This window comes from Streptomyces adelaidensis, from assembly GCF_016598475.1.
Classification (GTDB): Bacteria; Actinomycetota; Actinomycetes; order Streptomycetales; family Streptomycetaceae; genus Streptomyces; species Streptomyces adelaidensis.
The window spans coordinates 94,270-106,552 of the sequence record NZ_JAEMUX010000024.1; the positions used below are offsets into that span (position 1 = coordinate 94,270).

Here is a 12,283-nt window from a genome sequence, read left to right on the forward strand (position 1 = left end):
CCGGTCACCCCACAGTCCCGTCCGGGAGCCGCAGAAAACCGAGGGCGCCCCCTGCTCGCAGGGGGCGCCCTCGGCGTTGTCGTACGACCGCGCCGGCGGTGTCAGCCGCGGGTGGCGACGCCCAGGTGGTGCACCCGGACCATGTTCGTGGTGCCCGGGACGCCGGGGGGCGAACCGGCGGTGATGACCGCGATGTCGCCCTCCTGGAAGCGGTTGAGCTTGATCATCTCGTGGTCCACCAGGTCGACCATCTCGTCGGTGCTGTTCACGAACGGCACGACGTGCGACTCGACACCCCAGCTGAGCGCCAGCTGGTTACGGGTGGACTCGTCGGTGGTGTACGCGATGATCGGCTGGGAGGCGCGATAGCGGGACAGCCGGCGCGCGGTGTCACCGGACTGCGTGAAGGCCACCAGGGCCCGGCCGCCGAGGAAGTCGGCGATCTCGCAGGCGGCACGGGCGATCGAACCGCCCTGCGTACGCGGCTTCTTGCCCGGCACCAGCGGCTGGAGGCCCTTGGACAGCAGCTCCTCCTCGGCCGCCGCGACGATCTTCGACATCGTCCGGACGGTCTCCAGCGGGTACGCGCCCACGCTGGACTCCGCCGACAGCATGACCGCGTCCGCGCCGTCCAGGATCGCGTTGGCGACGTCGGACGCCTCGGCGCGCGTGGGGCGGGAGTTGGTGATCATCGACTCCATCATCTGGGTCGCCACGATCACCGGCTTGGCGTTGCGGCGGCACAGCTCGATGAGCCGCTTCTGCACCATGGGGACCCGCTCCAGCGGGTACTCGACGGCCAGGTCGCCACGGGCGACCATCACGCCGTCGAACGCCATGATGACGTCCTCCATGTTGTCGACGGCCTGCGGCTTCTCCACCTTGGCGATGACGGGGACCCGGCGGCCCACCTCGTCCATCACCTTGTGCACGTCCTGCACGTCGCCCGCGTCCCGCACGAAGGAGAGCGCGACCAGGTCGCAGCCCATCCGCAGCGCGAACCGCAGGTCCTCGACGTCCTTCTCGGACAGCGCCGGCACGTTCACGGCCGCGCCGGGCAGGTTGATGCCCTTGTGGTCCGAGATGACGCCGCCCTCGATGACCAGCGTGCGCACCCGCGGGCCCTCGACCTCGATGACCTTCAGCTCGACGTTGCCGTCGTTGATGAGGACCTGGTCGCCGGGGCCGACGTCACCGGGGAGCCCCTTGTACGTCGTACCGCAGATGTGCTTGTCGCCCGGCACGTCCTCGGCGGTGATGGTGAACTCGTCACCGCGCACCAGCTCCACCGGTCCCTCGGCGAAGGTCTCCAGACGGATCTTCGGGCCCTGCAGGTCGGCGAGGACACCGATGGCCTTGCCGGTCTCGGCGGCTGCGGCCCGGACCCGGTCGTAGCGGCCCTGGTGCTCGGCGTGGCTGCCGTGGCTGAAATTGAAGCGAGCCACATTCATGCCGGCCTCGATGAGGGCGACCAGTTGCTCGTGGGAGTCGACCGCGGGGCCGAGAGTACAGACGATTTTCGAACGGCGCATGGGGCGATCCTATCGGTTTGTTTCGCTACGGAATATTCCGTCTGGTGGAATGTGCAAATGGGCGGCTATGCGCTCAGCCGTGTTACTGGCGTGTATTGCTCGACCTCGTATTGCTCAACTGTTCTTTTCGAAGCTCAGATGTTGTCTCGGGCGTTCCCGTGGGCGTTCTCCGGGGCGTTCTTTCGGGCCGGGGCGACCAGGGCGTACGTCTGGGTCGCGATCTCCAGTTCCTCGTCCGTCGGCACCACCGCGACCGCGACCCGCGCGCCGGCCGGCGAGATCAGCCGCGGCTCGTCGCCCCGTACGGCGTTGAGGTCGCCGTCGACCGCCAGGCCCAGCACCTCCAGGCCCGCGACGGCGGCCGCCCGTACGGGCGCCGCGTTCTCGCCGACACCGGCGGTGAACGCGACCGCGTCCACCCGGCCGAGCACCGCGCAGTAGGCGCCGATGTACTTCTTCAACCGGTGAATGTAGATGTCGAAGGCCAGCTTCGCCCGCCCGTCACCCTCGTCGATACGGCGCTGTATTTCCCGCATGTCGTTGTCGCCGCACAGCCCGGTCAGACCGCTCTTCTTGTTGAGGAGAGTGTCGATCTCGTCCGTGGACATTTCGCCAACGCGCATCAAATGAAAGATGACGGCCGGGTCCAGGTCTCCGGAGCGCGTACCCATCACGAGCCCCTCCAAAGGCGTCAGCCCCATGGAGGTGTCCACGCACCGGCCGCCCTCGACCGCCGACGCGGACGCCCCGTTGCCGAGGTGCAGCACGATCACGTTGACGTCCTCCGGCGCCCTGCCCAGGAGCTCGGCCGTGGCCCGGGAGACGTACGCGTGCGAGGTGCCGTGGAAGCCGTAGCGCCTGATGCGGTGCGCGTCGGCCGTCTCGACGTCGATGGCGTAGCGGGCGGCGGACTCCGGCATCGTCGTGTGGAAGGCCGTGTCGAACACGGCGACCTGGGGGAGGTCCGGGCGCAGTGCCCGTGCCGTACGGATGCCGGTGAGGTTGGCCGGGTTGTGCAGCGGTGCCACCGGGATCAGCCGCTCGATCTCGGCGAGCACGGCGTCGTCGACGACCGTGGGCGCGGTGAAGGTCTGGCCGCCGTGCACGACCCGGTGCCCGATGGCGGCCAGCTCGGGGGAGTCGAGGCCCAGCCCGTCCTCGGCCAGCTCCTCGGCGACGGCCTTCAGGGCGGCCTCGTGGTCGGCGATCGGGCCGGTGCGCTCGCGGGAGACGCCGCCGTCGGTGAGCGGGGTGTGCTTCAGCCGGGAGTTCCGCTCGCCGATCCGCTCGACCAGGCCCATGGCCAGCCGGCCGCTGTCACGCATGTCCAGCAGCTGGTACTTCACCGAGGAGGAGCCGGAGTTGAGGACGAGGACACGGGTCGCGGTCACGGTTCGCTTTCTGACGGGATTCACTTGATACGAGGTCCACTTGATACGAGGTTCACTTGACGGTGTTCACTTGGCGGGTGTCCGGGCCTGGATCGCCGTGATGGCGACCGTGGTGACGATGTCCTGGACGAGGGCGCCCCGGGACAGGTCGTTGACCGGCTTGCGCAACCCCTGGAGCACCGGTCCGACCGCGAGCGCCCCCGCCGAACGCTGCACGGCCTTGTACGTGTTGTTGCCGGTGTTGAGGTCCGGGAAGATCAACACCGTGGCCTGGCCCGCGACTTCGGAGCCCGGCAGCTTGGTCGCCGCGACACTCGGCTCGACGGCGGCGTCGTACTGGATCGGCCCCTCGATCAACAGATCGGGCCGCCGGGAGCGCACGATCGCGGTCGCCTCGCGCACCTTGTCGACATCGGCGCCCGAGCCGGACGTACCCGTGGAGTACGACAGCATCGCGATCCGCGGCTCGACCCCGAACCGCAGGGCCGTGGCCGCGGACTGGATGGCGATGTCGGCGAGCTGCTCGGCGTTCGGGTCGGGGTTGACCGCGCAGTCGCCGTAAACAAGCACCTTGTCGGCGAGGCACATGAAGAAGACGGACGAGACGATGGCGGCGTCCTGTTTGGTCTTGATGATCTCGAAGGCGGGCCGGATGGTGGCGGCAGTGGAGTGCACCGACCCCGACACCATGCCGTCGGCCAGACCCTCCTGGACCATGAGCGTGCCGAAGTAGTTCACGTCGGACACGACGTCGTGGGCCAGCTCCACACTGACGTTCTTGTGGGCCCGGTACCGGGCGTACTTCTCGGCGAAGGAGTCCCGGATCTCGGAGGTCTGCGGGTCGATCAGCTGGCAGTCGCCGAGGTCGATGCCCAGGTCGGCGGCCTGCTTGCGGATCCGGTCGACCGGGCCGAGGAGGGTGAGGTCGCAGACCCCCCGGCGCAGGAGCACTTCGGCCGCGTGCAGAACGCGCTCCTCCGTGCCCTCGGGCAGGACGACGCGGCGCCGCTCGGAGCGGGCCTGTTCGAGGAGCGTGTGCTCGAACATCATCGGCGTGATCCGGTCGCTGCTCGGCGCCGAGACCCGGGTGCGCAGCTCGGCCGTGTCCACGTACCGCTCGAAGAGCCCGAGGGCCGTCTCCGCCTTGCGCGGCGTCACCGCGCTCAACTTCCCCTCCATGGAGAAGAGTTCGGAGGCGGTGAGGAAGGAACCGCTCTCGACGGCGACCACCGGGGTGCCGGGCGCGAGCCGGGCGGCGAGGGTGAGGACCTCCTCGCTGGGCCGCTCGTTGAGCGTGAGCAGGACACCGGCGATGGGCGGCGTACCGGCGCTGTGGGCGGCCAGCGCCCCCACGACGAGGTCCGCGCGGTCGCCGGGGGTGACGACCAGGCAGCCCGGCGTCAGGGCGTTGAGGAAGTTCGGCAGCATCGCCCCGCCGAAGACGAAGTTCAGCGCGTCGCGCGCGAGCCCCGAGTCGTCGCCGAGCAGCACCTCGCCGCCGAGCGCGTGGGTGATCTGCGCGACGGTCGGCGCGGAGAGCGCCGGCTCGTCCGGGAGGACGTAGACAGGCGCCGGGAGCGGCAGCCGGGAGTCGCCGAGGCGTTCGGCTATCTCGGGGCGGTCGGCGGACGCGACCCGGTTCACGACCATGGCGAGGACGTCGCAGCCGAGGCTCTCGTAGGCGCGGTACGCGTTGTGCGTCTCGGCGGCCACGGACTCGGCGCTCTGCCCCCGCCCGCCGACCACGGAGATGACGGAGGCGCCGAACTCGTTGGCGAGCCGGGCGTTGAGGGACAGCTCGTCCGGGAACTGGGTGTCGGCGAAGTCGGTACCCAGCACGAGGACGACGTCGTAGTCACGGGCGACGGCGTGGAACCGGTCGACGAGGGTGGAGACCAGCTCGTCCGTGCCGCGCTCGGCCTGGAGGGTGGACGCCTCGTGGTAGTCCATGCCGTACACGGTCGCCGGGTCCTGGGAGAGCCGGTAGCGGGCGCGCAGGAGGTCGAAGAGACGGTCCGGGCCGTGGTGCAGCAGGGGCCGGAACACCCCCACCCGGTCGATCTGGCGGGTCAGGAGCTCCATGACCCCCAGCTCGACGACCTGGCGGCCGTCGCCGCGGTCGATTCCGGTCACGTACACGCTGCGCGTCACGCGTGCTCTCCGTTTCATGTGATGGTCTCGTGCGATGGTCTCGCGCGATGGACTTCATGCGGCGGTCTTGATGCGGTGGTCTTGATGCGGTGGGCGTGGGCGAAAACGGCCGCTGGGGCGGGCGGAAACCCTCTTGACAATACCTTTGTGGATGGATAAGGCGCCCGTCTGCGGGTGGATGGGGCGCACGTCGGGTCGCGGGTCGGGCGGGCGGGTGCTACAGGCTCGGCGGCCCACTGCGGGCCGTGAAACAATCGGACAGACTCACAAGTACCAGCACCGCGCACGACGATCAGGACGATCAGGACGAGCAGGAGACACAGCACGATGCGTATCGGAGTTCTCACCGCAGGCGGCGACTGTCCGGGCCTGAACGCAGTGATCCGGTCGGTCGTGCACCGAGCGGTCGCCCAGTACGGCGACGAGGTCATCGGCTTCGAGGACGGCTACGCCGGCCTGCTCGACGGCCGCTACCGCAGCCTCGACCTGGAGTCCGTCAGCGGCATCCTCGCCCGCGGCGGCACCATCCTCGGCTCCTCCCGCCTCCAGCGCGACCGCCTCCGCGAGGCCTGCGAGAACGCGCAGGACATGGCGCACGAGTTCGGAATCGACGTACTGATCCCGATCGGCGGGGAGGGCACGCTGACGGCGGCCCGGATGCTGAGCGACGCCGGTCTGCCGGTGGTGGGCGTCCCCAAGACGATCGACAACGACATCTCCTCGACGGACCGGACCTTCGGTTTCGACACGGCGGTCGGGGTGGCGAGCGAGGCGATGGACCGCCTCAAGACGACCGCCGAGTCGCACCAGCGGGTGATGGTCGTCGAGGTCATGGGCCGGCACGCGGGCTGGATCGCGCTGGAGTCCGGGATGGCGGCGGGCGCCCACGGCATCTGCCTGCCCGAGCGCGCGTTCGACCCCGCCCACCTCGTGAAGATGGTCGAGGAGCGCTTCGCGCGCGGCAAGAAGTTCGCGGTCATCTGCGTCGCCGAGGGCGCCCACCCGGCCGAGGGCTCCATGGACTACGGCCACGGCGAGATCGACCAGTTCGGCCACGAGCGCTTCCAGGGCATCGGCACGGCGCTGGCGTACGAGCTGGAGCGCCGCCTCGGCAAGGAGGCCAAGCCGGTCATCCTGGGCCACGTCCAGCGGGGCGGCACCCCGACCGCGTACGACAGGGTGCTCGCCACGCGCTTCGGCTGGCACGCGGTCGAGGCCGCGCACCGGGGTGACTACGGCCGGATGACCGCGCTGCGCGGCACGGATGTGGTGATGGTGCCGCTGGCGGAGGCGGTGACCGAGCTGAAGACGGTGCCGAAGGATCGGATGGACGAGGCGGAGTCGGTGTTCTAGGGCTGGGTTCTGGGGGACTGGACGGCCGTTCGGTCGTTTGGCCGTTTGGCCGTTCGGTCGTTTCGGTCAGTAGGTCGTCGTTCTCTGGATCAGTGACCAGAAGTGGTCGACGATCCGGTTCAGGTAGTCGCTGCCGGACTCGCCCGAGTCGGTCGCGGCGGTGCCGTTGGCCCAGGTGAGGGTGACGGTCGTCAGGCCCTGGTAGTCGGTGTGCATCTCCTGGAGGACGTCGTCCAGGAGGCGCCGGTCGAGGGAGAGCAGCTTGGCGGCCGGCCGCACGTACGCCTGCCAGCGCGTGGTGACCGCGCTGTGCAGCAGAGCGGTCAGCTTCGCCTCGCGTCCCGTGACGGTGATCAGGTCGGGCAGGGAGAGGTCGAGTACGTCGGCGAGTGCGGCGGACTGGCGGTCCGTGCCACGCCACTCCTGCGTCTCCTCCATGCGGAGGTAGACGGAGAGTTCGATACCGACCGTATGCGCGACGTCCTCGGCGGCGATCCCGCGCGCCATGCGGTGCTCGCGCAAGGTCCTGGGCGTCCCGATGAGTTCACCTGCCGAGCACCACAACACACCTGCCAGTGCGGTGAGTTCGGGGCTCGTCGGCGCCATCGTGCCGCGTTCCCAGGCGGCGACCAGGTCCGGGGTGACGTAGGGGAGCCCGTACGAGGAACGCATCCCGTAGGCGACGTGCTCGGGTCCCATGCCGAGGGCGATACGGAGTTTTCGGGCGGCCTCGGCGTTGAAGGGCGGGGCGGGGGCGGCGGCTTGTGGGCCCGGGGGCGCGCCGGGTGGATGTCCGCCGGGTGGTTGGCCGCCTGGTGGTTGTGGGTGCGGGTACGGCTGCTGGGGCTGGTGCTGGGGCTGCCGTTCATGGGCTGAGCGTGGGGGCACGCGCACAACGTAGGGGTGCGGGGCTGCGGTGACTACGGGCTGTTCGGCCACAATCACGGGTTGTAGGAACCTACGGTTGGTGGGGTTGTTGTGGTCCGAGGGGCCGGAGTGGGCATCCCTGGGTAAGGGTGACCGTATGACGACGACGAAGCTGGACGGGGACATACGCGAGCGTCTACTGGCGCCGAATTTCTGGCACTTGGCGACGGTCGGGGAGGACGGGGCACCTCAGGTGTCACCCATGTGGGTGGATATCGAGGTCGACGGAGAGGGCGACGGCGAGGTCGAGTACGTCATGGTCAACACGTCGATCGGGCGGGTGAAGGAGGAGAACCTGCGGCGGAACCCGAATGTCTCGCTGTCCCACCACGATGCCGAGAACCCTTATGACCGGGCGGAGATCCGGGGGCGGGTAGTTCGGTTCGTCGAGGGTGAGGAGGCGGAGCGGGCCATGGACCGGCTCACCCGGAAGTACATCGGGGAGGAGCGGTATCCGTGGCTGCTGCCCGGGGAGCGGCGCGTGATGATCCTGATCGAGCCGGTGCGGGTGCGGCGGGTCGTGGGGGTGGAGCCGTTCCGGGCGGGGGCGTTCCCCGAGGGGGCATGAGCGGGAATGGGGGTCTGAGGGTCTGAGGGGTGCGTGCCCGTTTCGTATGGAAATTTGCACACCGTCGCCACCTCGCGGTCACGGGAGAATTCGGAACAAGTCGAACTTGGGGCGTGGTGACGGGTGTTCGGGTGATGGGAGGTCGCGGCCCCGAACTGCGGTGACGTGGAGGATGTTTGGGCGCGGGACCGGTCCAACGGGCCTCCAGGATTGACCTGTTGCGTGCGGTACACCGTTTACGGGCGGGAATTCCGGCCCCTACCGTCGGCTCCTGAGGGTGCCTGTCACGAGGCACCCGCTCGACGGAACGGGGAGGAACATGCATACCGTACGGAAGCGCGTCGGAGCGACGGCGGCGGCTCTGGCGACCGCCCTGGGGGCTGTGCTCGCGATGTCCGGGCAGGCGCAGGCGCAGTCTCAGGCCGGCGCGGCCGATGGGAAAAGTGGCGCCGTGGAGTTCTCTGTCTTCGACACCGGAGCCGGCCTGCCGAAGGGCGAGTCGTTCCAGCTGAAGGACCTGACGGACTACGGCGTCCCGAAGCGGACCACGGAGAAGCTGGCCGCAGGAGAGGACGGCGCGGACGTGAGGGCTGCGGCCCCCGCCGCGCCGGCGGGCAACTTCGACGTGGTCGGAGAGTGGAAGGACAAGGACGGCTGGGACGCGGTCATGCGCACGGGCTACTGGAACGGGGCCAACGCCGGCTTCGGCATGACCAAGATCGACCAGAAGCACAACCTCAGCCTCGACGCGGTCAAGGCGACCACGATGTATCCGCGTCCCACACCCGAGGGCAAGCAGCCGATCGGCCCGACGACGTACAACTACCGCACCGAGGTGAACCACGTGGAGTGCAGCGGCTGGTGGATCTTCCGCAGCTGCCGGGTCACCGAGACCCTGACCGTCCTCGCGGGAATCGACTACCGGAAGCTGGACGACGGCAAGGCCTTCGGTGCCGTCACCGCCTTCTGCGAGGGCGTGCCCGGCCGGTGCCCCGACTGGGTGCGTAACGCGGTCAACATCTGAGGCGCCGGTACGTCGGTCGCCGGTACGCCGGTCTCAAGTTTCGGGTTTCGGCCCGGCGTACAGTCGATTGGTGGGCGGCCGGTCCGGTCTCGCACTGCGGCCGGCCGGCCCACCGGCGAACCCGGAGGGATGCCCGATGAGCGCTCGACCGAACCGTCCGGCGGTGCGATGGCCCGCCGCCGAATGGTGGGCGCCGCTTCTCACCGACCTCGCGGCCGTCCAGCGCGGGAGCGCGGCGCTCGGCCTGGTCGTACGCCGGGTGTCGCTGACGGGGGCGACGCCGTGCGTGGAGGTGGGGTGGCCGGACGGGGCCTCCGCCACGCTGCGGCCCGAGTCGGAGGCGGGAGCGCCGGCTCTCCTGGAAGCCCTGAGTGCGGCCGGCCCTGCGGCTCCCCCTCCCGACGGTCACGAACACACCCACTGGGCTCCCGGCGTCGACGCGCCGCCACTGCTGAAGTACGCGTGGCTGCTGGACGAGCTGGGCGGTGCGAGCGATGCGTGGTACGCGTACGTTCCCGTGCGCGTCGAACTTCTCGAAGTCCGTACGGATGGGGTGGGGGCGGTGGACATCGGCGTCGGGCGCCCGGAGCGTGGGGATGCGGTGCGGGTGCGGGTCGCCTTGGCCGAGTACGGCGAACCCGCGGGCCTTGGGTATGCCGTGGTGGAGCGTGCGGTGGGGGTCGAAGCGCCCGGTGCTCTGTCTGAGGAGGAGCCGATCGGCGGGCTTGCGACCTGCCTGGTGCCGCTCGTCCCTTGAGTCCGGCTGTCGGGCTAGAGGAGGTGGTCGGCCTTGCCCGCCTTGATGTCCTGGATGAGGGTGCGGAGGGCTTCGCGGGTGTCGGTGAGGTAGGTGTCTTCGCGGCCGGCGATGGCTATGTAGGCGTTGCCGGTGGGGTCGGTGCCTATGCGGAAGCAGTTGTTTCCTTCGCCGCAGAAGGGGGCTTCCCAGGTGATGTCGGGCATGGTGATCCTCTCGGGGTCAGAGCTGGCGGGCGATGGAGTGGATGAGGTCGCGTGAGTCCTGCGGGCCCAGCGTGTGGGCCTGCCACCACTCCATGTGCGTCCGGTACTTGGCGAGTTGCGCCTCGGAGTGAGTGAACTCGCCACCGTGCGCGGAGTCCAGTTGCACGGTGTCGAGTTGAGGCACAGCACCGTCGGCGTAGAGGACGGCGTGCCCGGCGCCGGGGAAGGCGCCGGCCTCGACGGGGAGGACCCGTACCTCGACCTTGTCGCGCTCCGAGGACTCGCACAGGTGCAGGAGCTGCTCGCGCATGGCCCGACGCCCGCCGAACTGCATACGCAGGGCCCATTCGTGGATGTACGCGATGTAGTCCGGGGGCGGCTCGGGCTGCTCGCGGTCGAGTACCTGTTGCCGCCGAAGGCGCTGTACGACGCGGAGTTCGACCTCTGACTTGGGCAGGGACGGGAGCACGGCGGCGAAGATGGAGCGGGCGTACTCGCCGAGCTGGAGCAGTCCCGGGATGTGCACGGTCTGATAGCTCCGCAGCCGCGTGGCGAACCACTCCAACTCGGCGACGTCCAGCAGGCCCTGGGGCAGGGAGCCCCTGTACTGCTGCCACCACCCCCGCTTGCGTACGTCGGCCATGGCGACCAGCGCATCGATGTATGCCTTGTCGGCACAGTCGTAGTTGCTGGCCAGTATCCGGATCCGTTCGGGCGAGATGGCCCGAACTCCCCCCTCCATGTTGGACACCTTCGTCCGGTCCAGACCGAGCAGTCCGGCGGCGTACTCCGTCGTCTGCCCGGTGGCCAGCCGCATCCTGCGCAGCTCGGCACCGAGGCGCTTCTGACGTTCCGTCGGCGCGGGCCTTGTCGGCATCGGTGCCCCTTCGTGTGGTGGTCGGGAGTCAGTTTGCACTGGATGCGGGGTGCTGGTCCAACTCGATGGAGGCAATGTTCTTGATGATGTGGCACATGTTCCCCTTCATGTCCTACAGTCGGTGACCAGTCGCTCACAGTTGGCAGCAAGGGAGTTACACATGTCCGCACAGCTCGCCGTCCTGAAATGCCCCGTCTTCGCAGACGTCCCGGAGGTCGTACCGCCGCCGCATCCCGACGACCTGGCGTACCGCTTCACCATGCCCGTCGGACCGTTGAGCCCGAGGATCGCGCGGGCGTCCACTCGTGTGGTGCTTGAGGCGTACGGGATGCGGGACATGGTGGACGCGGCGGTGCAGGTGGTCGGTGAACTCGTCGCGTGCGCCTGGCAGTTCACGCCGGATGAGGAGGCGTACGTGTCGCTGCGGTACCGGGAGGGGGAGTTGGAGATCGTCCTCTACGACGGGCATCGGCGGCACGGGCACCCGAAGCTGGTGGCGGCTTGTGATGCGCGGAGGCGGGGCGCGTTGCGGGTGTTGGGGTGTGTGGTGCGGGCGTGTCGGGGGGAGTGGGGGTTCGGGGAGGCTCGGGAGCCTGGGGGTGGGACTCGGATGTGGGTGGTTCTGCCTCGGTGGTCGGCGAGGGGGTATTCGGGGGTGGGGTAAGGAAGGGGGCTATTCGAGGGTTTCGGCGCGCGTGCGGGCTTGGGCGGCTCGGTCCGGTGTGTTGGCGCGTGTGTAGGCGTCGGCTGCCTGGAGCCAGTGGGCGCGGGCTTTGGTGGGGCGATGGGCGTGCTCGTGGTCGAGGGCCAGGTTGTGGAGGGCCTGGGCTGTCTCGTACCAGTCCTTGAACTTCCGCAAGATCTCCAGGGCCCTGCCGTGCACTTCGATCGCCTCCTGCACGCGGCCCGCCTCCCGCAGGGCGTTGCCGAGATTGATCCTCGCGGTGGCCTCGCGGTGGAGGTTCTCGGTGGCCTGGTGCAGGTCGCGGGCGCGGGTGAGGGCGTGGATCGCCTCCTCCACGCGGCCCGCCACCCGCAGGGCGACGCCGAGGTTGTTCCATGCGATGCCCTCGCCGTGGCGGTCTTCTGCATGGTGCGCGGCCTCCCGCGCGACACGGGAAACGGTGATCAAGTCGTCGAAGTATCGCCGTCAGGCCAGATACTCCGCCAGGCACTCGGCCAGCCGCACCGCCGTAACCGCGAACCGCTCCTCCCGCGCCCACAACACCGCCGCCACCAACCCCGACCGCTCCCCGTCAAACCACGCCAACGCCTCCCCCCGATCCGCGAACCGCTCCGGCTCCGCCTCCCCCGGCAACCACCGCAACCGATCATCAGCCGCATCCGCCCACCGGAAGTAGAACCCCAGCACTCGCTTCCGCGCTGCCTCCCCCTCCTTCCGCAACCTCACATCCCCCGCCACCACACCCACCCCGAACGCCCGCACCAGGTCATGCAACCGCCAGCGCAGCACAGAAGTCGGTCCTTCGCCCTCCT

The 12,283-nt window shown here is 69.4% G+C and carries 11 protein-coding genes and 1 pseudogene; 5 read left to right on the plus strand and 7 right to left on the minus strand.

Annotation, left to right across the window (positions count from 1 at the left end):
• Positions 1-101 precede the first annotated feature (101 nt).
• The 3 genes from pyk to pta form a co-directional block, all read right to left on the minus strand.
• A complete protein-coding gene (gene pyk / locus I8N67_RS16660) occupies positions 102-1,532 on the minus strand; it encodes a pyruvate kinase (protein WP_200303890.1) in 1,431 nt (476 codons plus the stop codon).
• Positions 1,533-1,666: 134 nt separating this feature from the next.
• Positions 1,667-2,923: an acetate kinase gene (locus I8N67_RS16665; protein ID WP_200303891.1), complete on the minus strand. Its 1,257-nt coding sequence runs from the start codon at positions 2,921-2,923 to the stop codon at positions 1,667-1,669.
• A gap of 66 nt (positions 2,924-2,989) precedes the next feature.
• Positions 2,990-5,074 carry a phosphate acetyltransferase gene (pta, locus tag I8N67_RS16670; RefSeq protein ID WP_200303892.1) on the minus strand — a complete coding sequence of 695 codons (2,085 nt, stop codon included), beginning with the start codon at positions 5,072-5,074 and terminating at the stop codon, positions 2,990-2,992.
• A 327-nt stretch (positions 5,075-5,401) separates the two neighbouring features.
• Here pta and I8N67_RS16675 point away from each other — a divergent pair, with 327 nt between their 5' ends.
• Complete coding sequence (locus I8N67_RS16675; protein ID WP_200303893.1) at positions 5,402-6,427, plus strand: ATP-dependent 6-phosphofructokinase; 1,026 nt, start codon at positions 5,402-5,404, stop codon at positions 6,425-6,427.
• A 66-nt stretch (positions 6,428-6,493) separates the two neighbouring features.
• Here I8N67_RS16675 and I8N67_RS16680 read toward each other — a convergent pair whose 3' ends face one another.
• Positions 6,494-7,366: a helix-turn-helix domain-containing protein gene (locus tag I8N67_RS16680; RefSeq protein WP_200303894.1), complete on the minus strand. Its 873-nt coding sequence runs from the start codon at positions 7,364-7,366 to the stop codon at positions 6,494-6,496.
• Between the two features lie 85 nt (positions 7,367-7,451).
• On the opposite strand from I8N67_RS16680, the gene I8N67_RS16685 reads away from it, so the two are divergent.
• The 3 genes from I8N67_RS16685 to I8N67_RS16695 all read left to right on the plus strand — a co-directional run bounded on the left by I8N67_RS16685 (position 7,452) and on the right by I8N67_RS16695 (position 9,703).
• Complete coding sequence (locus I8N67_RS16685) at positions 7,452-7,922, plus strand: TIGR03618 family F420-dependent PPOX class oxidoreductase (RefSeq protein ID WP_200303895.1); 471 nt, start codon at positions 7,452-7,454, stop codon at positions 7,920-7,922.
• A gap of 319 nt (positions 7,923-8,241) precedes the next feature.
• A complete protein-coding gene (locus tag I8N67_RS16690; RefSeq protein WP_200303896.1) occupies positions 8,242-8,946 on the plus strand; it encodes a hypothetical protein in 705 nt (234 codons plus the stop codon).
• Between the two features lie 136 nt (positions 8,947-9,082).
• Positions 9,083-9,703 carry a hypothetical protein gene (locus I8N67_RS16695; RefSeq protein ID WP_200303897.1) on the plus strand — a complete coding sequence of 207 codons (621 nt, stop codon included), beginning with the start codon at positions 9,083-9,085 and terminating at the stop codon, positions 9,701-9,703.
• Between the two features lie 14 nt (positions 9,704-9,717).
• Here I8N67_RS16695 and I8N67_RS16700 read toward each other — a convergent pair whose 3' ends face one another.
• Positions 9,718-9,909 (minus strand): hypothetical protein, encoded by a 192-nt coding sequence (locus tag I8N67_RS16700; RefSeq protein ID WP_200303898.1) that lies wholly within the window; start codon positions 9,907-9,909, stop codon positions 9,718-9,720.
• 16 nt (positions 9,910-9,925) lie between these two features.
• The gene (locus I8N67_RS16705) at positions 9,926-10,786 is read right to left on the minus strand and encodes a helix-turn-helix domain-containing protein (protein WP_200303899.1); all 861 of its coding nucleotides are present in this window, start codon (positions 10,784-10,786) and stop codon (positions 9,926-9,928) included.
• A gap of 160 nt (positions 10,787-10,946) precedes the next feature.
• Between I8N67_RS16705 and I8N67_RS16710 the strand changes: the two genes are divergently transcribed.
• On the plus strand, positions 10,947-11,450 hold the full coding sequence (locus I8N67_RS16710) for an ATP-binding protein (RefSeq protein ID WP_234045801.1): 504 nt from the start codon (positions 10,947-10,949) through the stop codon (positions 11,448-11,450).
• A gap of 9 nt (positions 11,451-11,459) precedes the next feature.
• Here the strand turns inward: I8N67_RS16710 and I8N67_RS16715 are convergent.
• Positions 11,460-12,283 (minus strand): annotated as a pseudogene (locus I8N67_RS16715) (tetratricopeptide repeat protein); the annotation flags it as partial.

Bases quoted from the DNA above. Each gene is read 5' to 3' on its own strand.
- I8N67_RS16695 (WP_200303897.1), top strand. From the start codon at position 9,083: ATGAGCGCTCGACCGAACCGTCCGGCGGTGCGATGGCCCGCCGCCGAA.
- I8N67_RS16690 (WP_200303896.1), top strand. From the start codon at position 8,242: ATGCATACCGTACGGAAGCGCGTCGGAGCGACGGCGGCGGCTCTGGCG.
- I8N67_RS16705 (WP_200303899.1), bottom strand. From the start codon at position 10,786: ATGCCGACAAGGCCCGCGCCGACGGAACGTCAGAAGCGCCTCGGTGCC.
- pyk (WP_200303890.1), bottom strand. From the start codon at position 1,532: ATGCGCCGTTCGAAAATCGTCTGTACTCTCGGCCCCGCGGTCGACTCC.
- I8N67_RS16710 (WP_234045801.1), top strand. From the start codon at position 10,947: ATGTCCGCACAGCTCGCCGTCCTGAAATGCCCCGTCTTCGCAGACGTC.
- I8N67_RS16685 (WP_200303895.1), top strand. From the start codon at position 7,452: ATGACGACGACGAAGCTGGACGGGGACATACGCGAGCGTCTACTGGCG.
- I8N67_RS16675 (WP_200303893.1), top strand. From the start codon at position 5,402: ATGCGTATCGGAGTTCTCACCGCAGGCGGCGACTGTCCGGGCCTGAAC.
- I8N67_RS16700 (WP_200303898.1), bottom strand. From the start codon at position 9,909: ATGCCCGACATCACCTGGGAAGCCCCCTTCTGCGGCGAAGGAAACAAC.